This window comes from Methylobacterium sp. Leaf99 (assembly GCF_001422375.1).
In the GTDB taxonomy this organism is placed as follows: domain Bacteria; phylum Pseudomonadota; class Alphaproteobacteria; order Rhizobiales; family Beijerinckiaceae; genus Methylobacterium.
The window spans coordinates 102,384-125,895 of the sequence record NZ_LMMU01000001.1 but is presented as its reverse complement, the minus strand read 5'-3'; the positions used below and the strand labels follow the sequence as shown (position 1 = coordinate 125,895).

Annotated in this window: 22 protein-coding genes; 14 read left to right on the top strand and 8 right to left on the bottom strand. The window is 68.1% G+C overall.

What is annotated here, in order from left to right; genetic code table 11:
• Positions 1 to 96 precede the first annotated feature (96 nt).
• Positions 97 to 318 (top strand): DUF2093 domain-containing protein, encoded by a 222-nt coding sequence (locus tag ASF28_RS00610; protein WP_056086250.1) that lies wholly within the window; start codon positions 97 to 99, stop codon positions 316 to 318.
• Positions 319 to 404: 86 nt separating this feature from the next.
• Here ASF28_RS00610 and ASF28_RS00605 read toward each other — a convergent pair whose 3' ends face one another.
• Positions 405 to 731: an MmcQ/YjbR family DNA-binding protein gene (locus ASF28_RS00605; RefSeq protein WP_056086246.1), complete on the bottom strand. Its 327-nt coding sequence runs from the start codon at positions 729 to 731 to the stop codon at positions 405 to 407.
• A 219-nt stretch (positions 732 to 950) separates the two neighbouring features.
• Here ASF28_RS00605 and ASF28_RS00600 point away from each other — a divergent pair, with 219 nt between their 5' ends.
• The 4 genes from ASF28_RS00600 to ASF28_RS00585 all read left to right on the top strand — a co-directional run bounded on the left by ASF28_RS00600 (position 951) and on the right by ASF28_RS00585 (position 4,248).
• Positions 951 to 1,823 carry an outer membrane protein gene (locus ASF28_RS00600; RefSeq protein ID WP_056086243.1) on the top strand — a complete coding sequence of 291 codons (873 nt, stop codon included), beginning with the start codon at positions 951 to 953 and terminating at the stop codon, positions 1,821 to 1,823.
• A gap of 207 nt (positions 1,824 to 2,030) precedes the next feature.
• The gene (locus ASF28_RS00595; protein ID WP_056086240.1) at positions 2,031 to 2,897 is read left to right on the top strand and encodes an outer membrane protein; all 867 of its coding nucleotides are present in this window, start codon (positions 2,031 to 2,033) and stop codon (positions 2,895 to 2,897) included.
• A 106-nt stretch (positions 2,898 to 3,003) separates the two neighbouring features.
• A complete protein-coding gene (locus tag ASF28_RS00590) occupies positions 3,004 to 3,912 on the top strand; it encodes an outer membrane protein (protein WP_056086238.1) in 909 nt (302 codons plus the stop codon).
• A 114-nt stretch (positions 3,913 to 4,026) separates the two neighbouring features.
• A complete protein-coding gene (locus ASF28_RS00585; RefSeq protein ID WP_056086235.1) occupies positions 4,027 to 4,248 on the top strand; it encodes a hypothetical protein in 222 nt (73 codons plus the stop codon).
• Between the two features lie 6 nt (positions 4,249 to 4,254).
• On the opposite strand, the gene ASF28_RS00580 is transcribed toward ASF28_RS00585, so the two are convergent.
• Entirely contained in the window at positions 4,255 to 4,803 is a 549-nt protein-coding gene (locus ASF28_RS00580; protein WP_056086232.1) for an HNH endonuclease, read from the bottom strand.
• A gap of 634 nt (positions 4,804 to 5,437) precedes the next feature.
• Between ASF28_RS00580 and ASF28_RS00575 the strand changes: the two genes are divergently transcribed.
• Both ASF28_RS00575 and ASF28_RS00570 read left to right on the top strand, forming a co-directional pair.
• Positions 5,438 to 8,059: a DUF3772 domain-containing protein gene (locus ASF28_RS00575; RefSeq protein ID WP_082476103.1), complete on the top strand. Its 2,622-nt coding sequence runs from the start codon at positions 5,438 to 5,440 to the stop codon at positions 8,057 to 8,059.
• Between the two features lie 55 nt (positions 8,060 to 8,114).
• Complete coding sequence (locus tag ASF28_RS00570; RefSeq protein WP_082476102.1) at positions 8,115 to 8,582, top strand: CAP domain-containing protein; 468 nt, start codon at positions 8,115 to 8,117, stop codon at positions 8,580 to 8,582.
• Between the two features lie 9 nt (positions 8,583 to 8,591).
• Here the strand turns inward: ASF28_RS00570 and ASF28_RS00565 are convergent, their stop codons facing one another.
• On the bottom strand, positions 8,592 to 9,422 hold the full coding sequence (locus ASF28_RS00565; protein ID WP_056086229.1) for an OmpA/MotB family protein: 831 nt from the start codon (positions 9,420 to 9,422) through the stop codon (positions 8,592 to 8,594).
• A gap of 39 nt (positions 9,423 to 9,461) precedes the next feature.
• Positions 9,462 to 10,235, bottom strand: a complete 774-nt coding sequence (locus tag ASF28_RS00560) for a motility protein A (protein WP_056086226.1) — start codon at positions 10,233 to 10,235, stop codon at positions 9,462 to 9,464.
• Positions 10,236 to 10,515: 280 nt separating this feature from the next.
• Here ASF28_RS00560 and ASF28_RS00555 point away from each other — a divergent pair, with 280 nt between their 5' ends.
• Positions 10,516 to 12,291, top strand: a complete 1,776-nt coding sequence (locus tag ASF28_RS00555) for a glucan ABC transporter ATP-binding protein/ permease (RefSeq protein WP_056086223.1) — start codon at positions 10,516 to 10,518, stop codon at positions 12,289 to 12,291.
• Positions 12,292 to 12,623: 332 nt separating this feature from the next.
• Here the strand turns inward: ASF28_RS00555 and ASF28_RS00550 are convergent, their stop codons facing one another.
• Positions 12,624 to 13,445 (bottom strand): transglutaminase-like domain-containing protein, encoded by an 822-nt coding sequence (locus ASF28_RS00550; protein ID WP_056086221.1) that lies wholly within the window; start codon positions 13,443 to 13,445, stop codon positions 12,624 to 12,626.
• A 142-nt stretch (positions 13,446 to 13,587) separates the two neighbouring features.
• A complete protein-coding gene (locus ASF28_RS00545; RefSeq protein ID WP_056086218.1) occupies positions 13,588 to 14,472 on the bottom strand; it encodes a YihY/virulence factor BrkB family protein in 885 nt (294 codons plus the stop codon).
• A gap of 146 nt (positions 14,473 to 14,618) precedes the next feature.
• Between ASF28_RS00545 and ASF28_RS00540 the strand changes: the two genes are divergently transcribed.
• Positions 14,619 to 15,503: a DMT family transporter gene (locus ASF28_RS00540; RefSeq protein ID WP_056086214.1), complete on the top strand. Its 885-nt coding sequence runs from the start codon at positions 14,619 to 14,621 to the stop codon at positions 15,501 to 15,503.
• A 192-nt stretch (positions 15,504 to 15,695) separates the two neighbouring features.
• Complete coding sequence (locus tag ASF28_RS00535) at positions 15,696 to 17,378, top strand: acyl-CoA dehydrogenase family protein (protein ID WP_056086212.1); 1,683 nt, start codon at positions 15,696 to 15,698, stop codon at positions 17,376 to 17,378.
• A gap of 100 nt (positions 17,379 to 17,478) precedes the next feature.
• On the opposite strand, the gene ASF28_RS00530 is transcribed toward ASF28_RS00535, so the two are convergent.
• Together ASF28_RS00530 and ASF28_RS00525 are read right to left on the bottom strand one after the other, a co-directional pair.
• Entirely contained in the window at positions 17,479 to 17,661 is a 183-nt protein-coding gene (locus ASF28_RS00530) for a hypothetical protein (protein ID WP_056090985.1), read from the bottom strand.
• A 53-nt stretch (positions 17,662 to 17,714) separates the two neighbouring features.
• Entirely contained in the window at positions 17,715 to 19,031 is a 1,317-nt protein-coding gene (locus ASF28_RS00525) for a glycosyltransferase family 4 protein (protein WP_056086210.1), read from the bottom strand.
• 115 nt (positions 19,032 to 19,146) lie between these two features.
• On the opposite strand from ASF28_RS00525, the gene ASF28_RS00520 reads away from it, so the two are divergent.
• The 4 genes from ASF28_RS00520 to ASF28_RS00505 all read left to right on the top strand — a co-directional run bounded on the left by ASF28_RS00520 (position 19,147) and on the right by ASF28_RS00505 (position 23,439).
• Positions 19,147 to 20,379: a glycosyltransferase gene (locus tag ASF28_RS00520; protein WP_056086207.1), complete on the top strand. Its 1,233-nt coding sequence runs from the start codon at positions 19,147 to 19,149 to the stop codon at positions 20,377 to 20,379.
• A 141-nt stretch (positions 20,380 to 20,520) separates the two neighbouring features.
• Positions 20,521 to 20,883, top strand: coding sequence for a phasin (locus ASF28_RS00515; RefSeq protein ID WP_056086204.1), 363 nt, complete (start codon positions 20,521 to 20,523; stop codon positions 20,881 to 20,883).
• Between the two features lie 209 nt (positions 20,884 to 21,092).
• Positions 21,093 to 21,836: a hypothetical protein gene (locus ASF28_RS00510; protein ID WP_056086201.1), complete on the top strand. Its 744-nt coding sequence runs from the start codon at positions 21,093 to 21,095 to the stop codon at positions 21,834 to 21,836.
• A 112-nt stretch (positions 21,837 to 21,948) separates the two neighbouring features.
• Positions 21,949 to 23,439 carry a DegQ family serine endoprotease gene (locus tag ASF28_RS00505; protein ID WP_056086198.1) on the top strand — a complete coding sequence of 497 codons (1,491 nt, stop codon included), beginning with the start codon at positions 21,949 to 21,951 and terminating at the stop codon, positions 23,437 to 23,439.
• Positions 23,440 to 23,512: the final 73 nt, after the last annotated feature.

Here is a 23,512-nt window from a genome sequence, read left to right as displayed (position 1 = left end):
CACCGATGCCGGAGCCCTGTCGAGGGATCATCGACATGGCCGTCCACGCCTCCTAGAAGGCGTCGGAAATCAAGTGGGCCGAAGGGGCTTTGACGGATGCTGGGTCGGTTTGAACGGGGCGCTTCGGGCGAGGCGACGGTCGAGTATGGCGACGGCACCATGCGGGTGGTCAAGCCCGGCCGTTTCGTGCGCTGCGCCGTGACGGGTGCATCCATCGAACTCGATGCCCTGCGTTACTGGAGCGCCGTGCATCAGGAGGCCTATGCCACGCCAGAAGCCGTGATGCAGCGTCTGCGCGAACGCGCCGTCGAGGCCTGACCGGCAAGGCCGTCGTAAGACGAGGACGCCCGGACATCGCACGGCCCGCGGCACGAGGGGCCGTCACGGACCCGCACGCGGACCGCTCATTCCCCGTCCAGGGCGGCCGGCGCGACGTTCCGCCAGGCCGCGAGCAGGACGGCGCGCAACGCCGCTTCGTCCACGTCCCACAGGTCGAGGCTGGTCCAGCCGCGTCGACCCCACGCGCCCGGAACCGGGGCGAACAGGTCCGGTGCATCCGCGAGGACCCGCGCCTGATCGTCGGGGGTGAGCCTGAGCACGACCCGTTCTTCCTCCACCCACAGGGTGGCGAAGATACGGCCGCCGAGGCGAAAGTCGGGATGTCCCTGATGCGCCGCCTCGACGACTTCGGGAAGTAACAGGGCAAGGGCTCGAACATCTTCGGGGCGCATGGCCCCTCGTCTATACGAGTGCCGTCGACGATGCACCGGCGCGGGACCGGCCACCGCGTGCTTCGGGACATGGCCTCGGCGTCGACCCGTCCCGTAACGACCTCGCAAGGATAACTTTTAACGTTAAGGGCGATTTAACCCCCTCGGGCGATGGTGTGATCGTCATCCGAGCCGGCGCCTCTCGCTCCCGGCAGACGGTCGAGTGAAGGACTGAATCCCATGCGCCGCTCCAAGCTGAATGCCTTGGCGCGCTCGTTCACGCTCCTTGCGAGCGTGGGAGCGCCCTGCCTCGGATACGCTGCCGACCTGCTTCCCCCGCTGCCGCCCGAGCCGCTGCCCCCGCCCGTCGAGATCGGCGGCGGCTGGTACCTGCGCGGCGATGTCGGTGTGGGCGCCGCGAGCTACGAGAAGGTCGTCACCACCGTCCCGGGCAAGTCCCTGCCGCCGGACTACGAGATCCACCAGAAGAGCATGGGTGACCAGTTCTTCGCCGGTGGCGGCGTCGGCTACCAGTTCAACGGCTTCCTTCGCGGTGACATCACCGGCGAGTACCGGGGCGGCGGCCGCTTCTCCTTCGTCGAGAAGTTCGACCTGCCTTACGGCAACGGCGTTCCGGCCAAGGGCCTGGACTTCGACCAGGGTCACCTGTCGACGGTTGTCGCGATGGCCAACGGCTACGTCGATCTCGGCACGTGGTACGGCGTGACCCCGTTCCTCGGCGCGGGCGTCGGTTCGGCTTTCCACACGGTGAGCGGATTCAACGACACCGGCGCCGGCTCGGCCGCCGGTGGCTTCGGCATCGCCGCCACCAAGCGCACCACGAACCTCGCCTGGGCCGCCATGGCTGGCCTCGGCTACAGCGTCACGCCCAACCTCAAGCTCGAAGTCGGCTACCGCTACATGAACCTCGGCCACGTCGGCACCGGCGCGGTGACCTGCTTCAACGACCCGGGCTGCGGCGGTGCGTCGTACAAGCTCAAGGAAGTCACCTCCCACGACGTGCGCATCGGCATGCGCTGGATGCTCGGCGGTGTCGTCGCCGCACCGGTCATTGCCGATTACCAGCCCGAGCCGATCATCCGTAAGTATTGATCGCTGTCTCATCGATGGAAGCGGCGCGAACCTTCGGGTTCGCGCCGTTTTTATTTTCAGCAATGCGATTGGGGTCTTAATCTTGGATTGTCTTAAGCTTAACGCGATCATAAGCTTCCGCGTGGATACTCCCTGACTATGGGATGAACGCTACGGGCCTCAGGCGAAGCGGCGTTCCCACCGAGTATCGGGGTTTCCGAGGACGATATGACGAGACATCGGTGCCCATCGCGTCGGGCTTCAACCCTGGCCATCGCGGCTCTGAGCCTGGCCGTCAGTCCCGCACTCGCACCCGCATGGGGGGCCGATCTGCTGCCTCCGCCGCCGGCGCCGGTACCCGTGGAAATCGGCAGCGGGTGGTACCTGCGCGCCGATTTCACCGAAAGCTTCTTCCTGCGTCCCACGGATGCGACGCTGCCCGATCCCAACGATCCGGGCATGCCGCCCCTGGTCCGGCGTACCCTCAGCCACGAACCCGGCTATGGCGGCGGCGTCGGCTATCGCGTCAACAACTGGCTGCGCGTGGACGCCACCATCGATCAGCGCGGCGCCTCGGATTACAGCGCGTACTCGTCGCGGACCAACTTCGCCACCGGCTACAACGTCGAGGCCGGCCGCGTCGGCGTCCTCACGGGCCTCGTCAACGTCTATGCCGATCTCGGTACCTGGTGGGGTCTGACCCCCTATATCGGCGGCGGCGTCGGCTTCGCCCAGAAGGAGTTCCGACGGGGCTATACCCAGACCACCTGCCTCATCGACGCCTGCGACGGGAGTGCGGGCACGGGGGCCCGCCCCGGCGTGGCACGCCCCAACCGCTCCGTCACCAGCCTCGCCTGGTCCCTCACGGGGGGTGTTTCCTACGCCCTCGGGGCCGGCTTCAGCTTGGATGCGAGCTATCGCTACATCGATCTCGGCCGCGCCAAATCGGGGCTCGACACCTACGGCTTCGGCAGTCGCCTGAAGGATCTGGCCGCCAACGAGGTTCGCGTCGGCCTGCGCTACGCCTTCGCGGATGGGTTCGCGGGAGGGCACAGCCTCCCCACCGTCTGGAGCAGCGGGAATCCCTACGAATGACGCCCGCGTCCACGGTGGAGCAACGGTCCATTAAGGTTACTCAAGTACACCTTCGTCAACGGGCTCAGTAAAGACCAGTCGGGCTGGCGCCTGGAGGACGACATCGATGCGGACCCTGACTTTCGCTCTCCTGACGACCCTCGCCCTGAATGCCGTCGCCGGCGCCCAGGCGGCGGACCTCGATTACGGCGTCCTGCGCGGCCCCGACTACGAGCAGGAGGCGCCGCTCATCGACTGGAACGGCGTCTACTTTGGTGGGCACGGCGGGTACACATCGGCCGCAATGGGTTTTGCCAACACGTTCCAGCCGCTCGTCGCCAACGCCCTCCGCGCCACGTCCGCCGAGACGATCATGGGGGCCTCGACGTTGCTTTCGCCACAGGCAGTGCGTGTCGGGGGCGGGAGCTATGGTGCCTTCGCGGGCTTCAACTATCAGTTCGACGAGGCCGTTGTCGGCCTTGAGGTGGACTATACGCGCTTTGAACGGGGTGGCACGACGACGGATGCCATTTCCCGCTTCCGGACGACGGGTGATGGCTTCCTCGAAACGGTGAGCTTGAGCGGACTGGCGTCGACGACGATCCAGGATTACGGCACCATCCGCGCACGTGGCGGCTGGGCTCTGGGTAATCTACTGCCATTCGTGACCGGCGGTCTCGCAATCGGGCGAGCTCAAGTTGTGGATCACGTCTCCATCAGCAACTACGGCTACGACCAAACGACGTACAAGGCAAACGCGGCCCTCACTACGGGTCAGCCGGCCTACGTGAACAACTTCGGCTATGCCTCCTTCAGCCAGACGAATCCGGCGGCCAGCCGCCCTGCGGCACCGATGATTGTCGGCAGAAGCACGACGAAGGTGGTTGGTGGCATCGCCCTCGGCGGTGGCATCGAGTATGCCTTGACGTCAAATATTCTCCTTCGCGGTGAATATCAGTACGTCCTCTTCAATGATTTCAATGGGCACAAGGTCAACCTGAACACCGTGCGCGGCGGCGCGGCGGTCAAATTCTGACGCACGATGAAACTGCATCAAAGCGGAATTGTTGAGCCGTCTCTCGCTTTCGTAGCGATAGGTTGGGCGAGTCAGTGCCTCGAGGCCTTCACCGCAGGACGGAACGCCCGAACGATGATCCGGCTCATCCTTACCGCTGTCCTTGTCGCGGCCAGCTTTCCTACCGCGAGCCTTTCGGTCCAGGCCAGAGGCGACCTGCGCCACCGGCCGCTCCCGCCGCCGGAGGTCGCCTACCGCGATCCCACCTACCTGCCGCCGCCCCCTCCCGTACCCGTCGCGCGGGTGCCGCGCTCCCTCAACCTGCCGCTCTACAACGAGCCGCCGCGCCGGTTCTGAAGGGGGTCAGTTCTCCAGTTCGGAATCCCAGTAGAGGTAGTCCACCCAGGTGTGGTGGTACTGCCGGTGGTCGAATTCCGGCTGGCGGCGATGCAACTCGTGCCGGGTCGGGCGGTGCGGCTCGTGCAGGAGCGGCATTTCGGCCTCGGCGGGCGTACGGTTGGCCTTGCGCAGGTTGCACGGCGAGCAGGCCGCGACGACGTTCTCCCAACTCGACAGGCCCCCGCGCGAGCGCGGCACGACGTGGTCGAAGGTGAGGCCGCCCGACGGTAGGCGCAGGCCGCAATACTGGCACGAGAACGTGTCGCGCAGATAGATGTTGTAGCGGGTGAAGGCCGGGCTGCGCGCCAGGGTCACGTAGCTCTTGAGGGCGACGACGCTCGGTACTTTCAGGGACCGGCTCGGGCTACGCGCCTCGACATCGTAGTTCGCCACCAGGGTGACCCGGTCGAGGAACAGGGCGGTGAAGGCGTCCTTCCAGGACCACAGCGAGAGCGGATTGTACGACAGCGGCCGGTAATCGGCGTTCAGCACGAGCGTTTGGAGATCCAGCATGGCGCACCCCTCTCGGCGGGTCGACACGGGGACAACGCGCGGGAATCGCCCGGCGCGCTGCCCCTGTCGGATGAAAGATCAGGATTTTTCTTGAATTTCGCCGGCGCGCCTGACCGGCGGGCTCGCACGGGGGAAGCCGTCGAAGCGGCGCGTGCGTGGCGCGATGGGGGGAGGGCTTTTGCCAAAAGCGGTCGCATCGGGCGAAAACGCCCGGCTGGTGGCAACGTCCCTCGACGCGGACGACCGTCACCACCTCCCCGCACCGATACGAAAAGGCATAGTCCATCGCGGCTTAGTCTAATATCAGCGTGACACGCTTGTGAAGGTCATGGCGCACCCGCGCGACGCCATGCCCACAGGGCGTCATGCCCACCGGCGTCATGCCCCAGGACGTCCTGCCCACGACCGGCACGCGGGCCATGCCGTGAGCGCGGAGGCGGCGTCAGCCTTTCGCCCCATTGATCGGTGATTGCGGCGGCTTCCGATCCCGTTGACCCGGCCCGACTGGTGCGATCCCGTTCCTTCCGGCGGGCGGAAGCGCGGTGCGGGATCGGCGAGGGGCTCTGAAACTTCCGAGGACGGCATCTTGCAGGACATCAACGCCCGAACCGCCCATCGCGCCTCCGCGGAGGGGATGCGTCGCAGGCCCGTCAGGAACGGATATGGGACGCGTCGGGCCGGGATTCTGACGGCGGCGTGGTTCGGCTTCGCCGCCCTCGTCCCCGGTACGGTTCTGGGACAGGCAGCAGCTCCTCCGACCCCGGCCGCCCAGACGGCGCCGGCCAATCCGGCACCCGCCGCACCGCCCGCTCAGCCCGCGGCCCCCGCGAAACCCCCGGCGCCGAAGCCCGTGGTGTCGGAAGAGATCAAGACCGTCCGCGACACCCTCGACAAGGCCAAGGACGACCTCGAACACCGCGAAAAGATCCTGACCGGCCAGAACGTCGGCAGCGGCGACCTCACCCGCGCCCGCGACGGCGTCGATGGCATCGCCGACCGCATTCGCCATGTCATCGAGATCACCACCCCGCGCCTGGAGGCGGCCCGCGAGCGCCTGACCCAGCTCGGACCCAAGCCCAAGGAAGGGGCGGAAGGCGAGGACGTCGCCCGCGAGCGGACCGAGCGCGAGCAGGCGGTCGCCGAGATCGACGAGACCCAGCGGCTGGCGAAATCCCTCCTGGTGCAGAGCGACCAGATCGTCGATCAGGTCACCAACAAGCGCCGCGCCGATTTCACCCGCGGTCTGTTCGAGCGCTCCACCGCCCTCGTCACGCCTGACCTGTGGATGCGGATCGCCGCCGACATTCCACGCGACCTCCGCGCGCTTCAGAACGTCGTCGCGGATACCGCCGACCTGTTCGCCCGCAACGGCACCCTCGGCAACCTCCTCTTCCTCGGGATCGCCTTCGGCATCTCCATCGCCCTGTATTTCGGCCGCCGCAACATCGCCCCGCGCCTCGGGCGGCGCGACGCCAAGGCCGTCGATCCGTCCCAGCGCAAGAAGTTGCTCGCCGCCTGGCGCGTCTTCCTTCTCGGCACCGTGCCGGCGGTGGTGGGAAGCTATGCGGTCTACTACGCCCTCGACGTCACGAATCTCCTGCCCATGCGCCTGCTGCCGGTGGCCGGGGCGATCCTCCTCGGTCTCGCCTTCATCGCCTTCGTCGAAGCCCTGGCCGACGCCCTGCTGTCGCCCGACAAGCCGTCGTGGCGCACCACGACGATGACCGATGCCGCCGCCTCGCGGATCACCACCCTGGCGGTGAGCATCGCCGTGGTGATCACGGTGGTGAAATCCGTCGAGGCCCTGAATTCGGCGATCTCGGCGGCGCTGCCGATCTCCATCGCCACCCGCGGCATCGGGGCCATCGCCACGGCCCTCATCCTTGCGATCGGTCTGCACCGGTTCGCCGATACGGCGGAGAAGGAAGAAGCGTGCTTCGGTCCCTACGTGGCCCCGGAGGCCGTCACGGGTATTGGCGGGCCGGCCCGGCTCCTCGGCTGGGCGGCAGTGGCGGTGATCGGCGCGGCCGCGCTCTTCGGCTACGTCGCGTTCGCCACCTTCCTCATCGACCAGCTCGTGTGGACCGCGAGCCTGTTCGTGCTGCTGTTCCTGTTCATCGGCAGCGCCGACACCTTCATCGGCGGCACCCTCCGCGACGACACCAAGATCGCCACCGCACTTCAGGCCAATACCGGCCTGCGCAAGCGCTCCCTGAACCAGATCGCGGTGCTGGCCACGGGCTTTGCCCGCGTCGTCCTCATCCTCGTCGCGGCCCTCCTGGCCCTCGCTCCCTGGGGCCTCGATTCCACGGATGTGTTCACCTCCGTGCGCAGCGCCTTCTTCGGGTTCAAGGTCGGCGACGTCACCATCTCGCTCTCCACCATCGCCCTCGCCATCGGCCTGCTCGTGCTCGGCATGGCGGTCACCCGGGCGATCCAGCGCTGGCTCGAGAGCACCTATCTGCCGGCCACCGACCTCGACGCCGGCCTGCGCAACTCGATCTCGACCATCGCGGGCTATTGCGGGTTCCTGCTCACCCTGGCGCTCGCCTTCTCGTATCTCGGCCTGAGCCTGGAAAAGCTCACCATCGTGGCCGGCGCCCTCTCCGTCGGTATCGGTTTCGGACTGCAATCCATCGTCAACAATTTCGTCTCGGGCCTGCTGCTCCTGTGGGAGCGCCCGATTCGCGTCGGCGATCAGGTGCTCATCGGCGACAGCGAGGGCATCGTGAAGCGCATCTCCGTGCGCTCCACGGAAATCCAGACCTTCGACCGCTCGGCCGTCATCGTGCCGAACTCGAACCTGATTTCCGGCATCGTCAAGAACCGGGTCCGGGGCGACCGCACCGGTCGGGTCTCCATCACCGTCAATGTCCTGCGCAATCAGGATCCGGTTCACGCCGCCGAGTTGCTGGTGTCCTGCGCCAGTGCGCATCCCGACGTCCTGAAGGAACCCGCCCCCCGGGTGGTCTTCCGCAAGATCGGCGACCCGTTCCTGGAGTTCGAGCTCATCGCCATGATCGTCGACGTGAGTCTCGGCCTGAAGGTGCAGAACGATTTGAACTTTGCGGTGTTCAAGACCTTATCCGGGGTCGGGATGATCCCGGCCATGGGGCCGGCCTCCAGCAATGTCGTGGTGCAGGGGCTGGAACCGTTTCAGGAGGCCATGGGCCGGATCGCCAGCACGCTGTCGGAGCCGAGGGGCGACGCCAGCGGCGGGGCGGGGCGGCAGGCCACCGAGATGCCGAAGGGATGAGCGGGTGAGGCGAGGATTCTTGAGCCGGCGCGGAATCGGTGCAGGGTTGGGCCTGATGGGAAGCCTGACGCTCGCGGGCTGCGCCACGCAGCAGCCCGTGGAGACCGCCACGGGCCTGCCCAGCCTGTACTGGCCGATGACCACCGCCTCGGCGCAGGTCGACGCCGGGACCGCCCGCGACATGATCTCGGCCTACCGTGCCCGCTCGGGCGGCGCGGCACTCCAGCTCGACCCGGAACTGCAGAAGCTCGCCGAGGCGGAGGCCGCCGCCATGGCGGCCGCCGATCGGCCGAGCCGCGCCCAGACCGTGCGCGTCGCCATGGAGCGCCTCGGCCACCCTTCGGCCGGGGCCAACCTCTCGGCCGGCTATCACACCCTGGCGGAAGCGTTCTCGGGCTGGCGCGACAGCCCGGCCCACAACGCCGTGATGCTGGCGCCCGAGGCCACGCGCATGGGCATCGCCACGGCCTACGCGCCGAACTCGAAGTACCGGGTCTACTGGGCGCTGCTGGTCTCGAAGTAAGGGCTCCCGTCAGGGAAACTTCATCTTTCGCGCGATGGTCGGCGCCTCCGCAAGAAGCGTCACCGTCACCCTTCGGTTGGCGGCCAGATAGGGGTTGTCGGGAAACAGCGGCTCGGTGTCGGCCTTGCCCGTCACCGAGGCGAAACGGTCGTCGGGGACGCCGCTTCCGGCGAGGATCTCACGCACGGAGATGGCGCGGTTGGCGGAGAGCTCCCAAGGCGGGGCAGCGGCGCGCGCACCGGGCCGCTCCGAGGCGGTGAAGCCCGCGATGGCGATGCGGTTGGGCATCTTGCGCAAAGTCGGCGCGAGGCGTTCCAGCAGGCGCCGGGTGCGGTCGTTGGGCCGGCTCGATCCGTCGGGGAACATCGAGGCGCCGTCCTGATCGACGATGGCGATGTCGAGACCCTTGGCGGTCGGGGTCACCATGATGTTCTTCGACGCCTCGGCGATCTCCGGCATGTCCTGCAGGGCCTGACGCAGGCTGGCGGCGGCCAGACCGAACGCCTCCGGCAGGCCGGTATCGGGCGCGCCGTCCTCGGCCGTTCCCTCGATATCGGGCGGATTGGTGTGGTCGGTGGATTGCTCCGGCGGGATGTCGCGCTTGTGCTTGACGAAGTTCGCCGTGGGCAGGCCGTCCTTCTCGATGATGCCGGCGAAGCGCGACTCCTTGTTGACGCCGAAGGCGTCGCGCATGGAGCCGGCCACCGCCTGCATCTTCTTCTGATCCTGCGTCGAGTAGGCGGCGATCATCACGAAGAAACTCATGAGCAGCGCCATCAGATCGGCGAAGGTCACGAACCAGCCGTGGCCGCCATGCGCGCCGCGCTTCTTCTTGGCCACGACTCGTCCCCCTCCCGCCCCTTGGGCCCCTTCCGCCCGTCAGGCCGGCTCGGCCCCGACCTCGTCGCGGTGATTGTGCGGCAGGTAGGCGATGAGCATCTCGCGCACGAGGGACGAGCTCTTCGAGTCGCGGATGAGCAGGATGCCGTCGATGATGAGCGAGCGCGACACGTCCTCCTCCTCCAGCTTGACGTGGAGTTTGTCGGCGAGCGGCAGGGCGACCATGTTGGCGATGAGCGCGCCGTAGAGGGTGGCGAGCAGCGCGGTTGCCATGGCGGGCCCGAGCTTCGACGGGTCGGACATGTTGGCGAACATGGTTACCATGCCGAGAATCGTGCCGATCATGCCCCAGGCCGGCGCGCAATCCCCGAAGGCACGGTAGATCTTCGAGCCCTCGTCGAGGTGCATGAGGAAATTGTCGCGGTCGCGTTCCATGGTGTCGCGGATGAAGTCACGGTCGTAGCCGTCGGCGATGTAGCGTGCGCCCTGCGCCAGGAACGGATCGGAGATCTCCATGCTCTCGAGGGCCATCGGGCCGGATTTCCGCACCACGTCGGCGATCCGGGTGATCTCCTCGATGAGTTCGCGCGGCTTGATCGCCCGCATGGAGAATGCGTAGCGCAGACCCATGGGCAGGCCGTGCAGCATGGTCGAGAATGGGAAGCGCATCGTCGTCGCCGCGGTGGCGCCGCCGAAGATCACGATGACCGCATGCTTGTCGAAATAGGCGGCGAAATTGCCACCGTCGATCATGATCAGGGTGAAGACGACACCCATGCCGCCGACGAGCCCGATACCGGTTGCGAGGTCCATGATCACCGAGCCTGGGCGGCCGCCGGAGGCCGCGAGAGCGCCACAGGACGAGGCGCCGTCCCCACGTTGGCGGATTCAGCGTGAATGAACCGTAAAAGCCCTCGCACAGCGTGGCCGATCGTGTCATTCGCCGTTCAGGGAGCGAACGCCATAAGCGCGTCACGTCAAGGATTTGGCCGACCCCGCACGATGCGGGAAGGAGGCCGAACCGGCGACGCGTCACGGCGCATCCGCCCCATGCGGGGCCGCGCCAGGATCGGCACTCGGAGCGAACGGTATCATGTCGTTGATTCGTCTCTATGCCCGGGTCATGGGTCTGCTCGGGGCGGACAAGCGCCTCGCGATGGTCCTGGCCACGGCGAATGTCGCGCTCGCCGTCGCGGCCTTCGCCGAGCCCCTGTTGATGGGCCGGATCATCGACCAGCTCACGCACCTGAACGCGAAATCCAACGCCTTCACGACTCTGGCGCCCCTCATCGGCGCATGGGTGGCCTTCGGTCTGTTCACCATTGCGGCGGGCGTCACCATCGCGCTTCACGCCGAGCGCCTGTCCCATCGCAGCCGCCTCACCTCCATGGCGAAGTACTTCGAGCACGTCCTCGAACTGCCGCTCGCCTTCCATTCCACGAACCATTCCGGCCGCGTCCTCAAGGCGATGCTGGAGGGTTCGAACGGCATGTTCTGGCTGTGGCTCGGCTTCTTCCGCGACCATTTCGTCGCCTTCGTTTCGCTTGCCGTCCTCCTGCCCATGACCCTGTTCGTGAATTGGCAGCTCGGCTCGATCCTGGTCGTCCTGGTGCTCGCCTTCACGGTGCTCACCACCCTGGTCATGCGCCGCACGGAAACCCTGCAGGGCCGCGTCGAGGAATATCAGTCGGGCTTGGCCGAGCACGCCTCGGACGCGCTGGGCAACGTCGCCGTCATCCAGTCCTTCACCCGCGCCAAGGCGGAGAAGGACGCCATGCACGGCATCATCCGCAACCTGCTCGCCGCGCAGATCCCGGTCCTGTCGTGGTGGGCGCTCGCCAACGTCGCCACCCGCGCCTCGGCGACGCTCACCATGACCGCCATCTTCATCACCGGCATCTTCCTGCATCAGCACGGCCAGGCCACCGTCGGCGAGGTCGTGGCGTTCATGAGTCTCGCCACCATGCTGGTCTCGCGCCTCGAGCAGGTGTCGAGCTGCATCAACGGCCTGTTTCAGCAGATGCCCAAGATCGCCGAGTACTTCGAGATTCTCGACACCACGCCAGCGGTGCACGACCGTCCCGGCGCGGCCCAGGTCGCCCGCTTCGAGGGTGCGGTCTCGTTCGATGGCGTCGGCTTCTCGTACAATTCCCGCCGCAAGGCCCTGGAGGACGTGTCCTTCACGGCCGAGGCCGGCGAGACCATCGCGCTGGTCGGCACCACCGGTTCCGGCAAGTCGACGACGCTGGGCCTGCTGCACCGCGCCTTCGATCCCGACCACGGCGCCATCCGCATCGACGGCACCGACATCCGCGACATCGGCCTGTCCAGCTTGCGTCACAACATCGGCGTGGTGTTCCAGGAGCCGATGCTGTTCGCCCGCTCCATCCGCGAGAACCTCCTCGTCGGCCGTCCGGACGCGACGGATGCCGAGATGATCGATGCCCTGGATCGGGCCCAGGCCACGGAGTTCATGGCACGCCAAGCCGACGGCCTCGATACGGTCATCGGCGAGCGCGGACGCTCCCTGTCGGGTGGCGAGCGCCAGCGCCTGTCCATCGCCCGGGCGCTCCTCAAGAATCCGCCCGTCCTCATCCTCGACGAGGCGACCTCGGCCCTCGATGCCACCACCGAGCGCAAGCTCCAGGGTGCCCTGGAAGCCGTGATGGAAGGCCGCACCACCTTCGTCATCGCCCATCGTCTCGCGACGATCCGCAACGCCGACCGCATCCTCGTCTTCCACGAGGGCCGGATCGTCGAATCGGGCAGCTTCGACAGCCTCGTGGCCCAGAACGGCCGCTTCGCTGATCTGGCCCGGGCGCAGTTCATGGCGGCGGAAGAGCCGGTGGAGATGCAGCTCGCGGCGTGAGGTTTCGTATCCTCCCCCCTCTGCGGGGAAGGGCGATCGCGAATGGCGTTCGGGGACCGTTGGACGTCCCACAACCCCGTGTCATCCCGGGGCCACGCAGCGAAACCCGGGACCCAGAAACACCGGTTTCGCAGAGTTTTGCACTGTCAGCGGCTCTAGATTGCACGCCTCCGGCGCGGCCCTCCGGGTCCGGGTTCGCCTGCGGCGCCCCGGAATGACATCGGTGGTCTTATGCGATCGCCCTGCCTGAAAGGAGAGTGGCCCTAGCAGGGCGCACGATGTGCGAATATGGCAGCCAGAACGGGCGGGAAGGGATCGTAAAATCGATCCGATCAATCCCGATGCGGCAGCGCCGCGTCCTCCGCCCAGACCCGGAACTTCGTCAGCCGGTTTCCCCCGAACGTATGTGTCAGCGGCACGTCCGCCGCGTCCCGCCCCCGGGCGACGAGAATGCGGCCCCGGCGCGGGGCGTTGTTGCGCGGATCGAAGACGTGCCAGCTGCCACCGAGGTAGCATTCCGTCCAGGCGGCGAAATCCCCCGGCCCGTGCGGTTCGGGTTCGCCGATGAAGCTGAGATAGCCGGTGCAGTAGCGCGTCGGGATGTTGAGTGCCCGGCACAACGCCACGAACAGGTGGGCGTAGTCCCGACACACGCCGCGCCCACCCGCCAGGGCATCGGCCGCCGTGCGGTCGACATGGGAGTAGGCGTAGCCGAAGGTGATGTGGTGGTGGACGAAGTCGCACACAGCTTGCGCCCGCGACCAGCCCGATCCCAGATGCCCGAACCGGTCCCAGGCTTCGTCCGAAAGGAGGTCGGATTCGCAGTAGCGGCTCGCCACGAGGAAGGGCAGGGCCTCTTCCGGAAGATCCTCGACGGGGTGTTCGATGGCGTCCGCCACGATCGGATCGAGGCCCCCGTCATCGGGTATTTCGGCATGAACGCTCAAGGTCACGGCACCGGCGGGCGCGAGGAAGCGCACGGTCCGGTTGCCGAAGACATCGCGAAAGGTCTTAACCGGCACCGGCGGGTCGACCTGCAGCACATCGGGCGGAACGGCGGCGAGGCCCTTGACCGGATAGGTGTTGAGGCGGGCGATCAGCGGGGTCGGATGGGGAAAGTCGTAGCCCATCTCGCAACCGAACCTGATCCGCATCGAAGTCCCCCCGGGCCGGCCGGCGCGCCGACCCTGGCCCTATGCCCGGCCCCGGTTGGGACGAATAGGCCGCCGAGGTCACACGCCCACGTCAATGCACACTCTGTGCGCAGATGAATCGGACGGGTCAGGCACCAGGGTCCTACACACCATGGGCCCTGGCCTGTTTCTCCCGCATCCGCGCCTGGAGGCGCACCCGTCGCGCTGCAATGACGGTGCCATTGATCTCGCCGCCGAACAGGAACATCGCCGCGAGCCAGTACAGGAACACCAGGGCCACCATGGCGGTGGCGAGACTGCCGTAGGTCGAGACGTAGGCGTTGGAGAACCGGTCGAGATAGTAGCCGAAGCCGAGGCCGGCGAGGAACCACAGCAGCAGGGTCACGGCGACGCCCGGGATCACCGCGAGGAACGAGCGCCGCCCGGTGGCGACGAATTTGTGGGCGATGACGAGGACGCCCACCAGCAGGAAGGCCGTGATGCCGATGCGCCCGATGGCCACCGTCAGGCTCAAGGGCTCCAGACCGGGGGCGACGTTGAGGACGTTGCGCCAGATCAGCGGCCCGAGCACCACCAGGAGGGCGAAGGCCAGCATCGCGAGGGCGCCGCAGATCACGTAGGCGATGGATTCCAGCCGCGTGAGCCACCACGGCCGCTGCTCGCGCAGGCCATAGGCGCGGTTGAGCCCGACCCGCAGGCTCTCGACGCCGGCCGAGGAGAAGTACAGGGCCAGCACAGCGCCGACGGTGAGCACGCCACCGCGTTGCTCGGTCAGCACCCTGTGCATCTCGTTCACCACGGGCTTCGCGATCTCGCGCGGCCACGCATCGAAAATCAGCACGCCGGCCTCATCGGCGAGCGACTTGGTACCGAAAAGGCCGGCGAGCGCGGCCAGGAGGATGAGAAACGGGAACAGCGCGATGAGGATCGAGAGCGCGATGTGGCTGGCGATGGCCCAGCCGTCATGGGCGATGAAGCGCCGGGCTGCGACGTTCGCAATCTCGATGGGCTTGCTGAGGCGGCTCACGGGGGCAGGCTTTTCCTCGCGCGATGGATCGGCTGCCTTCTAAACGCGAGGGCGGGTTCCGGCGCAACGCGGAAGGGTGCCCGCGCGGAGGCCTCCCCCGATGCGGGTTGTGTTCCGTGCCGCACTGTGGTGCCTGCGCCACCAGCATGACCACCCCATCCCCTACCGCGCCGACCGCCGCCGTGCCGGCCATCTTCGTGCTCATCTGGGCGACGGGCTTCGTCGCGGCGCGCTTCGTGGCGCCGCACGCCGACGCGGTGACCTTCGTGGCCCTGCGCGTCGTCTGCGTCGCCGGGGTGCTGGCGGCGCTGGCCTGGGCGCTTGGTGCGCGCTGGCCGCGCGGCGGCCGGGAATGGACCGATGCCCTCGTCGCCGGCATCCTGATGCAGGGCATCTACGTCATCGGCGTGTTCTGGTCGGTCCAGCACGGCTTGCCCGCCGGCATCGCCGCCCTCGTCGGCAGCCTGCAGCCCCTGCTCACGGCTCTCCTTGCCGGCCCGGTGCTGGGCGAGCGGGTCAGCCCGCGCCGCTGGGCCGGGATCGGCCTCGGATTCGCCGGCGCCGGCCTCGTGCTCGCCCCCAAGGTCGGGGCCACCGGCGCTTCGGGCATCCCTCTGGCGGCGCTGGCCGCGTGCCTCGCCGCCATGGTCGCCATGACCATCGGGACCCTGTGGCAGAAGAGCCGGGGCGGTGCGGCCGACCTCCTGTCTAACGCCACGATCCAGTTCGTCGGAGCCGCCGCCCTGGCGATCCCGGTGGCCCTGCTCATCGGCACCGGCCGGTTCGATGCCAGCCTCCCGGCCTGGTTCGGCCTCGCCTGGTCGGTCCTCGTCAATTCCGTGGCGGGAATCCTGCTGCTGCTGGTCCTCATCAGGCGCGGAGCGGTGGCAGGGGTCGCGTCACTGCTGTTCCTCGTACCGCCGGTTTCGGCCCTGATGGCCTACGGCCTGTTCGGCGAGGCCCTGGCGCCGGTACAGCTCGCCGGCATGGCGCTCGCGGCCGCCGGGGTCGCGTTGGCGAGCCGGGGCTGATGTTTTTCTTTTCAGGGCTCTGCAATTAAATTAGTGACCGCGTCCTTCATCAGGGACAACGGGGGATTTTCTCTCGAAGAATAATGAATTCAGGCGGGAAAGTGCCACTCTGCGGCGAGACGCCTCTACAGGCCAGACGAACCTGTCTATAATGAGCGGCAACCCATTCTCTTTTTTGGAAAGAGTTGCCGCATGTCCGCTTCTCCCGTCGCGACCATCGAACCGCAGGATCTCCTGACCCTCGCCCGTGACGCCGGCGAAGCCGCCAAGAGCCTGGTTGCCGAAGCCACACGCCGGGTCCGCACCCGCGTGCTCTCGCCCGAGGGCAAGATTTCGGCGGAGAAGATGGAGCTCGAGCAGCACGCCACCCACGGGCTCGCCTGGATCGCCACCTACGCGGAGGGCGTGCGCGAGCTCGGCGCTTACGCCGCCCGGCTCACGGAAACGGGTGAGTTCGGCGAGACCGAAGCGCTCCTGGTGAAGATCGGTCTCGGCGAATACCTCGACCAGATGTTCTCGGGAATCCCCATGAGCCAGGGCGAGATGGTCCGCCCGACGGGCTCGCTCGGCCTCGGCGCCCGCGAGGTCGCGCAGTTCCGCAACGATGCCGTCGAGACGCTGATCGCCGAGGGCAACACGGCGGAGAACCGCGCGGCTTTGGTCGCCCGCATCCGCGACAACGGCGGCTCGGCCACCATCGGCAAGTCCGGCCTCGACGAGGACATGGAGGCGATCCGCTCCGAGATGCGCCGCTTCGGCCTCGCCGAGGTGGTTCCGCACGCCCACGAGTGGCACAGCCAGAACGCCTACATCCCCATGGAGATCGTGACGAAGATGGCCGAGCTCGGCGTCTTCGGCCTGACCATCCCGGAGGAGTACGGCGGCATGGGCCTGCCGAAGATCTCCATGTGCGTGGTCTCCGAGGAGCTGTCGCGCGCCTATATCGGCGTCGGTTCGCTCGGCACCCGCTCGGAGATCGCCGCCGAACTCATCCTGTGCGGCGGCACCGAGGAGCAGAAGCACCGCTTCCTGCCGGGCATCGCGTCGGGCGACACGCTCCCCACCGCCGTCTTCACCGAGCCGAACACCGGCTCGGATCTGGCCTCGCTCCGCACCAAGGCGGTCAAGGACGGCGACACCTGGAAGATCTCGGGCAACAAGACCTGGATCACCCACCCCGTGCGCGCCGACATCATGACCTGCCTCGTGCGCACCAAGCCCGAGGAGAAGGGTCACAAGGGCCTGTCGCTGCTCATCGCCGAGAAGCCGCGCGGCACCGACGCCGACCCGTTCCCCGTCGCCGGCCTGTCCGGCGGCGAGATCCACGTGCTCGGCTATCGCGGAATGAAGGAATACGAGCTCGCCTTCGACGGGTTCGAGGTTCCGGCCGCGAATCTCCTCGGTGAGGTCGAGGGCAAGGGCTTCACCCAGCTCATGCAGACCTTCGAATCCGCGCGCATCCAGACCGCCGCCCGCGCCATCGGCGTGGCGCAGAACGCCCTCGACCTCGGCCTGCGCTACGCCGAGGATCGGGTGCAGTTCGGCAAGGCGCTGATCAACTTCCCCCGCGTGGCCGACAAAATCGCCATGATGGCGGTGGAGATCAACATTGCCCGCCAGCTCACCTACTTCTCGGCCCGCGAGAAGGACGAGGGCAAGCGCTGCGACCTCGAAGCCGGCATGGCCAAGCTGCTCGGCGCCCGCGTCGCCTGGGCGGCGGCCGACAACGCCCTGCAGATCCACGGCGGCAACGGCTTCGCCCTGGAATACGCCGTGAGCCGCGTCCTGTGCGACGCGCGCATCCTCTCGATCTTCGAGGGCGCGGCCGAGATCCAGGCCCAGGTCATCGCCCGCCGCCTGCTCGAAGCCGCCTGAACACCGTGCGTGTCGCTCCCCCACGGGAGCGGCATCGCCTGAAACGAACAACGCCGGGGCCATGGGCTCCGGCGTTGTTCGTTTCAGGCCGGCAAAAGCGCTACTTGGTGATCTTCACCGACACCGGATCGCTCGACGGAAAGGTCTCTTCCAAGGCCTCGTCGAGGCGCTCGCTGAGTTCGCCTTGGCTGTTCTCGGGTCGGCTCTTGTCGGACCCCTTCGGTGCGGGTTGGCCCGTGGTAGAGATCGTGTCGGCGTCCGACGTCTTGGTATCCTCGGCCATGGCGGCGTTGCTCCGATTTCCGTCGCCCGCCGCGTCGGGCGAGCCTCGCGAGATCAACGCGGGTGACCCGCCCCCGTATCCACCGTCGCGCGGCCACGGGGCAGGGCAGCGACGGTTGGCCGTCCGGCCGCGCGGCCGGGAACCGGCACCTTGGACGCGGCCTCGCGCAGAACCGTTTCATAGACCTGCGTCACCCGGTCGAGATGCGCGTCGAGAGTGAGGGGGGCGGCCCAGTAGCGTGCGTGCGCCGCCTGGCTCATCCTGGCTGCGAGACCGTCATCCTTGAGCCGGACGAGGTGCGCGGCCAGGGCCTCGGGATCGCCCGAGCGGAACCAGAACCCGGTCTCGCCGTCCTCCACCGCCTCGCGACCCGCACAGGCGTCGCTGACGATGACGGGCGCGCCGCAGGCAAGGGCCTCGTAGACCGTCAGGGGCTGACCCTCGTACCAGACGCTCGGGAACACAAGGGCGCGCGCGTCGCGCATGAGGGCGTGGACGGCGGCCTCGTCCTTCCAGCCGAGCATCAGCGCCTCGGGGTAGCGCGCGGCGAGATCCGCGGCGGCGGGACCGTCGCCGACGAAGACCGGCCGCACCCCGGCCCGGCGCGCGGCCTCGGCGAAGACCGGCGCACCCTTCTCGGTGGAGATGCGCCCGACGAACAGGAACTCCCCCGGCGGGCCGGAGCGCGGCGGCGCTTTCGTCACGGCGATGGGGTTGTCGACCCGGTGGAACACGGTCGAGGCCGGCAGGTGTGGTCTGATCACCGTCTCCTGCAGGGCGCTGATGGTGACGATGTGGGGAAACAACCGACGCATCCCGGCGACATGGTCGAGGGCGGCATGGCGCACCACCCGCAGGAGCTTGCGAGGATAGCTCCGCGCGTCGCAATTCGTCGTCAGGCAATCCCGCGACATGGGCGTGCGATGGCAGATGCTCTGCGTTGGGTACTCGTAGAAGCCGCCGTTGGGACAGACGAGGAAGAACTCATGCATGGTGTAGAGCAGGGGCAGACCCGAGGCCCGCAGGCTCACGCCGATGGACGGCGACAGGGCCTTGGCGAAGGCGTGGACGTGGACCACCGTGTGGTGCGGGTCGAGCCCAGACAATTCCTCGGCGAGGCGCCGGGCGGCCTTCGCGTTCCAGATCGCCTGGACGGCGAAGGCGAGCTTGTTCGTGGTCGAGGCGATGTCGTCCTGACCGAGGCAGACCACGCGGATACCGGCGGCTTCCAGGCGCGGATCGGCCGGACCGACGGCGGCGAACACGGTGACGTCGTGGCCCCGCGCCCGCAGACCCAAGGCGGAATCCAGCGCCACCTTGGCCTGTCCGCCGTTGATGAAGGCGTGATCGACGACGAGAACGACGTGCATGGCGGGCGCTTTCGTCGAGGGCGATGAGCAGTCCACGTTTACCGCTCGTGCGTTGATCGCCGGTAAACTGATCCCGCTTCGGATCTCCGCTCGGGAGGTGGCGCGGGGGACCGGCATGAACATCGTCATCCTCGCCGAATTCGCCGTGGCGAGCGGAGGGGCCGAGAAGGTGGCGGTGGAATCCGCCCGTGGCCTCGCCGAGGCCGGACATGCCGTCACCTACATCCAGGCCATCGACGGGCCAACCGACCCCCTACTCGATCATCCGGGCATCGCCCGGATCGGCCTTCACAACGCCGATATCTGGAACCGGCCGGCGCACCGTGCCGCGATCTCGGGCGTCTGGGACGGGCCGTCCGCCGCCCGCCTCGGCGCAGCCCTCGACGGCCTGCCGGCACGGCCGGACCTCGTCCACATCCACCAATGGACGCGCAGCCTGTCGCCGAGCGTGTTCCCCGCCCTGTTTTCCCGTGACCTGCCCGTGGTCGTGACCCTGCACGACTACTTCATGGCCTGCCCGAACGGGGTCTACTACCGCTTCGACACAGAGGCGCCCTGCACCCTCACGCCCCTGTCGCCGAGTTGTCTCGCCGCGCCCTGCGATGGGAAGAGCCGCCTGCACAAGCTCGTCCGGGTCGGGCGCAACGCGGTCCTGCGCACGACCCTGCGTCGCCACCCCCTCGACGTGATCCACGTCTGCGACGCCAGCGTCGCGCGGATGGGAGACCTGCTGGGCCACCTCGACCTCACCCATCACCGGGTCGACAACCCCGTGCGTGCGGCGCGCGCCGAGCCCGGCGATCCGGCGCGCGCCGATTCCGTGGCGTTTGTCGGCCGGCTCACCCGGGAGAAGGGCGCCGACCTCGTCGCGGCCGCCGCCGCCCGCGCCGGCCTGCCGGCCCTGTTCATCGGCGCCGGTCCCTTGGAGGCGGAACTGCGCGCCTATCCCAACGTCGAGATCCTGGGCTGGCAAAGTCCCGAAATGGTCTGGGAGTCGATCCGCACCCGGGCCCGCGCCCTCATCGCCCCGTCGCGCTGGTACGAGACCGGTCCGCTCACGGTCTACGAGGCCCTGGCGCATGGCGTGCCGGTCATCACCTCGACCCGGGCGGGTGCCGGCGAAAAGCTCGTCGATGGCGTGAACGGGTTCGTCGTGGAGCCGAACGTCGAGGCCTTGGCGGGGGCCATGCGCCGTCTCTTCGACGATTCGAGCCTGCGCGCCCTCGGCCAGGCCGCGAGCGCCCGATACTGGGCGGCGCCGATGACCCTCGCCGCCCACGCCACCGCCCTCGGGGCGGTCTACGCACGCATCCTCGCGGGTCGGACCGGCCGGAACCGGGCGGCTTGAGGGCGACGGAGGATCGATGCGGAATGCCCCGCCGGACCGGAATTTTCTTTCTTCCCCAGGCTTGACGTTCATGTTGCACCGCAACATAAAGCTCTCGCGGCGCGACGATTCGTAGCGCTCCCTCAGATAGAGAGATACATCATGAGCGGCCAGACCTTCGAGATCCCGACCGAAATGCGCGCCTTCGCCGAGAAGAGCGTCGATCAGGCCCGCAGCGCCGTCGGCAACCTGATCGGGACCGCGATGAAGACCGCCGAGCAGATGCAGACCTCGTCGAAGACCGTGCAGGATTCGATGCAGACGGCCATCGCCAAGAGCTTCGACCACGCCCAGGAGAACGCCAGCGCCACCTTCGATTTCGCTCAGAAGCTCGTCCGCACCCGCGACCTGCGCGAGGCCTTCGAGCTCCAGTCCGAGTTCGTGCGCAGCCAGATCGCCAGCCTGCAGACCCAGGCCAAGGATCTCGGCGCCCTCGCCCAGAACACCCTGCGCCCGTCGGCCTGAGTCCGACCCGGCGATTCGCCCGCCAGGACGGATCGCTTCGCCCTTCGGCGCACCCCCGCGACACCGGCCGGAGGCCGGATTTCGGCAGGGGGCGCCGGTTCGGGTAGGATGCATCCGAACGGATCGAGGAGAAGATGGCCATGGTGAAACGGCGTAAGGGGCCGCCCGCGCGATCGAGCGCGGTGCGGCGCAATCCGGAGAGGGCTGAGATGGCCACCGAGTCCCGCCCTCCTGAGAACGTCTCCGAGCCGGAGAATGACGTGCCGGCCCTGGAGACGGAGGTCCACACGGCGTCGGTTCACGATGCCCTTCTGGAGACGGTGTCCGCCGACGCCCTCGAGGCCGGCACAGGGCAGCACGCCACCGAGGACTTGCCTCCGCAGGATTTGTCTCCGCAGGACTTGCCTCCGCAGGACTTCACGGCCCAGGACGCCCCCGTGCAGGACTCTGCCGTGTATGAGCCGGTCGAAGCGGCCGAGACCGTGGAAGCCATCACCGATGAGGCCGAGCCGGCAGCCGTGATGCAGCCGCCCGAAGCCCTGGAAGCCACGCCGGACGCGATCGCGATCCCGGACGTCACGCCCGAGCCCGAAGCCGTTCCGGCGGCCGGGACGATTCCCGAGGCGGTCGCCGTCGCGGCGGTCGAGACCATTCCGGCCCCCGTCGCCCTGCCCGTCGCCGTGACCCCGGACGCGATCCTGCGTCCGACCACGGCGTCCTTCGATGTGATCGGCGAGATCACCGAGGTGAACGCCACGATCCTCGCGTTCCTGCGCAACGAAGGCAGCGCCGCCATGGCGCATTGGCAGAGCCTGTCGGGCGCCAGGACGCCGGCCGACGCCATCCGCATCCAGGTCGACGAGATGCAGCGGGCGGCCGACGCGTCGCTGACCTGCTTCAACGTGCTGGCCCGCCGCGCCGGGCGCCTGGCTGCGGGGATGGGCCGGGCCTGACACGGCCCTCGCGCGGAACCCCATGGGCGTCTAGATAACCCGATATCCCCGCATTGCCCCCACCACCCTCTGCCGGTGGGGGCAATGCGGTTCGCACTTTCGGGAGTCCTCGATGCCGCGCTCGCCCCTGATGATCGTTCCCCTCGCGGTGGCCTGGCTCGCCGCCGGGCCGGCCGTCGCGCAGATGGCGCAGACGCCGGACAAAGCCGCCTCGGACAAGGCCACCCCCGACAAGGCGCCGGACATCGCCGAAAAGACGGTGCCGCAGGCCAAGGGTCAGGTGCAGCTTTCCTTCGCCCCCGTGGTGAAGCGGGCGGCCCCCTCCGTGGTCAACGTCTACGCCTCCCACGTCGAGACGCGGGGAGCGAGCCGCAGCGCCATGGACGAGTTCATGCGCCGTTTCTTCGGTGAGAACGGCAGCGGTCGCGGCCGAGGCGGCGCACCGGGCGAACGGGCGCAGAAATCCCTCGGTTCGGGCGTGATCCTCGACGAATCCGGCCTCGTCATCACCAACAACCACGTCATCGAGAACATGAACGAGGTCCGCATCGCGCTGGCCGACCGGCGTGAGTTCGAGGCGACCATCGTGTTGCGCGATCCCCGAACCGACTTGGCCGTGGTCAAGATCAAGAGCCCGACGGGGGGCCTCGTGGCGATGCCGTTCGGCGATTCCGAAGCCCTGGAAGTCGGCGACTTCGTCATGGCCATCGGCAATCCGTTCGGCGTCGGCCAGACGGTGACGCAGGGCATCGTCTCGGCCCTGGCCCGCACCCAGGTCGGCTCCTCGGACTACCAGTTCTTCATCCAGACCGACGCGGCGATCAATCCGGGCAATTCGGGCGGGGCGCTCGTCGACCTCAAGGGGCACCTCGTCGGGATCAACACCGCCATCTACTCGCAGTCGGGCGGCAGCCACGGCATCGGCTTCGCGATTCCGGCCAGCATGGTCCGCGCCGTGGTGGAGACCGCCAAGGGCGGTGCGACCTCCGTGCGCCGGCCCTGGCTCGGCGCCCGGGTCCAGAGCGTGACGCCGGACATCGCCGAGAGCATGGGCCTCGACCACCCCACCGGCGTCCTCGTGGCGAGCCTGCAGCCCAAGAGCCCCGCCGAGGAGGCCGGGCTGAAGCGCGGCGACCTCATCCTCACCGTCGACGGCAAGACCGTCGACGATCCGGAGGCCTTCGGCTACCGCTTCGCCCTGAAGGGGCTCACCGGCACCACCAAGTTCGGCATCCTGCGCGGCACCAGCCGCACCACCGTGGCGGTGAAGCTCAACCCCGCGCCGGAGACGCGCCCGCGCGACACCCTCAAAGTCCGCACCCGCTCGCCGTTCATGGGCGCCACCCTGGTCAACACTTCGCCGGCCGTGGCCGAGGAGATCCAGCTCGATCTCCCCGCCGAGGGCGTGGCGGTGGCGGGCGTCGACGAGAATTCCATCGCGGCCCGGGCCGGCCTGCAGAAGGGCGACATCATCGTCGCCATCAACGGCGCACCGATCTCCAGCACAAAGGATCTGGAGCGGATCACCCGCAACAGCCTCAACATGTGGGAGGTCTCCATCAACCGCGGCGGCGAGGTGCTGACCTCGGTGTTCGGGGGATAAGGGTCGGCGCGAATCCCCGGTTCGGGGTTCGCGCGCGGTTCCGGGTTGCGAAGCCGCGTGCCCCGCGTCTTGA

Bases quoted from the DNA above. Each gene is read 5' to 3' on its own strand.
- ASF28_RS00595 (WP_056086240.1), top strand. From the start codon at position 2,031: ATGACGAGACATCGGTGCCCATCGCGTCGGGCTTCAACCCTGGCCATC.
- ASF28_RS00605 (WP_056086246.1), bottom strand. From the start codon at position 731: ATGCGCCCCGAAGATGTTCGAGCCCTTGCCCTGTTACTTCCCGAAGTC.
- ASF28_RS00540 (WP_056086214.1), top strand. From the start codon at position 14,619: ATGACCACCCCATCCCCTACCGCGCCGACCGCCGCCGTGCCGGCCATC.
- ASF28_RS00585 (WP_056086235.1), top strand. From the start codon at position 4,027: ATGATCCGGCTCATCCTTACCGCTGTCCTTGTCGCGGCCAGCTTTCCT.
- ASF28_RS00530 (WP_056090985.1), bottom strand. From the start codon at position 17,661: ATGGCCGAGGATACCAAGACGTCGGACGCCGACACGATCTCTACCACG.
- ASF28_RS00520 (WP_056086207.1), top strand. From the start codon at position 19,147: ATGAACATCGTCATCCTCGCCGAATTCGCCGTGGCGAGCGGAGGGGCC.
- ASF28_RS00555 (WP_056086223.1), top strand. From the start codon at position 10,516: ATGTCGTTGATTCGTCTCTATGCCCGGGTCATGGGTCTGCTCGGGGCG.
- ASF28_RS00510 (WP_056086201.1), top strand. From the start codon at position 21,093: ATGGCCACCGAGTCCCGCCCTCCTGAGAACGTCTCCGAGCCGGAGAAT.
- ASF28_RS00525 (WP_056086210.1), bottom strand. From the start codon at position 19,031: ATGCACGTCGTTCTCGTCGTCGATCACGCCTTCATCAACGGCGGACAG.
- ASF28_RS00610 (WP_056086250.1), top strand. From the start codon at position 97: ATGCTGGGTCGGTTTGAACGGGGCGCTTCGGGCGAGGCGACGGTCGAG.
- ASF28_RS00515 (WP_056086204.1), top strand. From the start codon at position 20,521: ATGAGCGGCCAGACCTTCGAGATCCCGACCGAAATGCGCGCCTTCGCC.
- ASF28_RS00600 (WP_056086243.1), top strand. From the start codon at position 951: ATGCGCCGCTCCAAGCTGAATGCCTTGGCGCGCTCGTTCACGCTCCTT.
- ASF28_RS00590 (WP_056086238.1), top strand. From the start codon at position 3,004: ATGCGGACCCTGACTTTCGCTCTCCTGACGACCCTCGCCCTGAATGCC.
- ASF28_RS00580 (WP_056086232.1), bottom strand. From the start codon at position 4,803: ATGCTGGATCTCCAAACGCTCGTGCTGAACGCCGATTACCGGCCGCTG.
- ASF28_RS00505 (WP_056086198.1), top strand. From the start codon at position 21,949: ATGCCGCGCTCGCCCCTGATGATCGTTCCCCTCGCGGTGGCCTGGCTC.
- ASF28_RS00535 (WP_056086212.1), top strand. From the start codon at position 15,696: ATGTCCGCTTCTCCCGTCGCGACCATCGAACCGCAGGATCTCCTGACC.
- ASF28_RS00560 (WP_056086226.1), bottom strand. From the start codon at position 10,235: ATGGACCTCGCAACCGGTATCGGGCTCGTCGGCGGCATGGGTGTCGTC.
- ASF28_RS00575 (WP_082476103.1), top strand. From the start codon at position 5,438: ATGCGTCGCAGGCCCGTCAGGAACGGATATGGGACGCGTCGGGCCGGG.
- ASF28_RS00570 (WP_082476102.1), top strand. From the start codon at position 8,115: ATGGGAAGCCTGACGCTCGCGGGCTGCGCCACGCAGCAGCCCGTGGAG.
- ASF28_RS00550 (WP_056086221.1), bottom strand. From the start codon at position 13,445: ATGCGGATCAGGTTCGGTTGCGAGATGGGCTACGACTTTCCCCATCCG.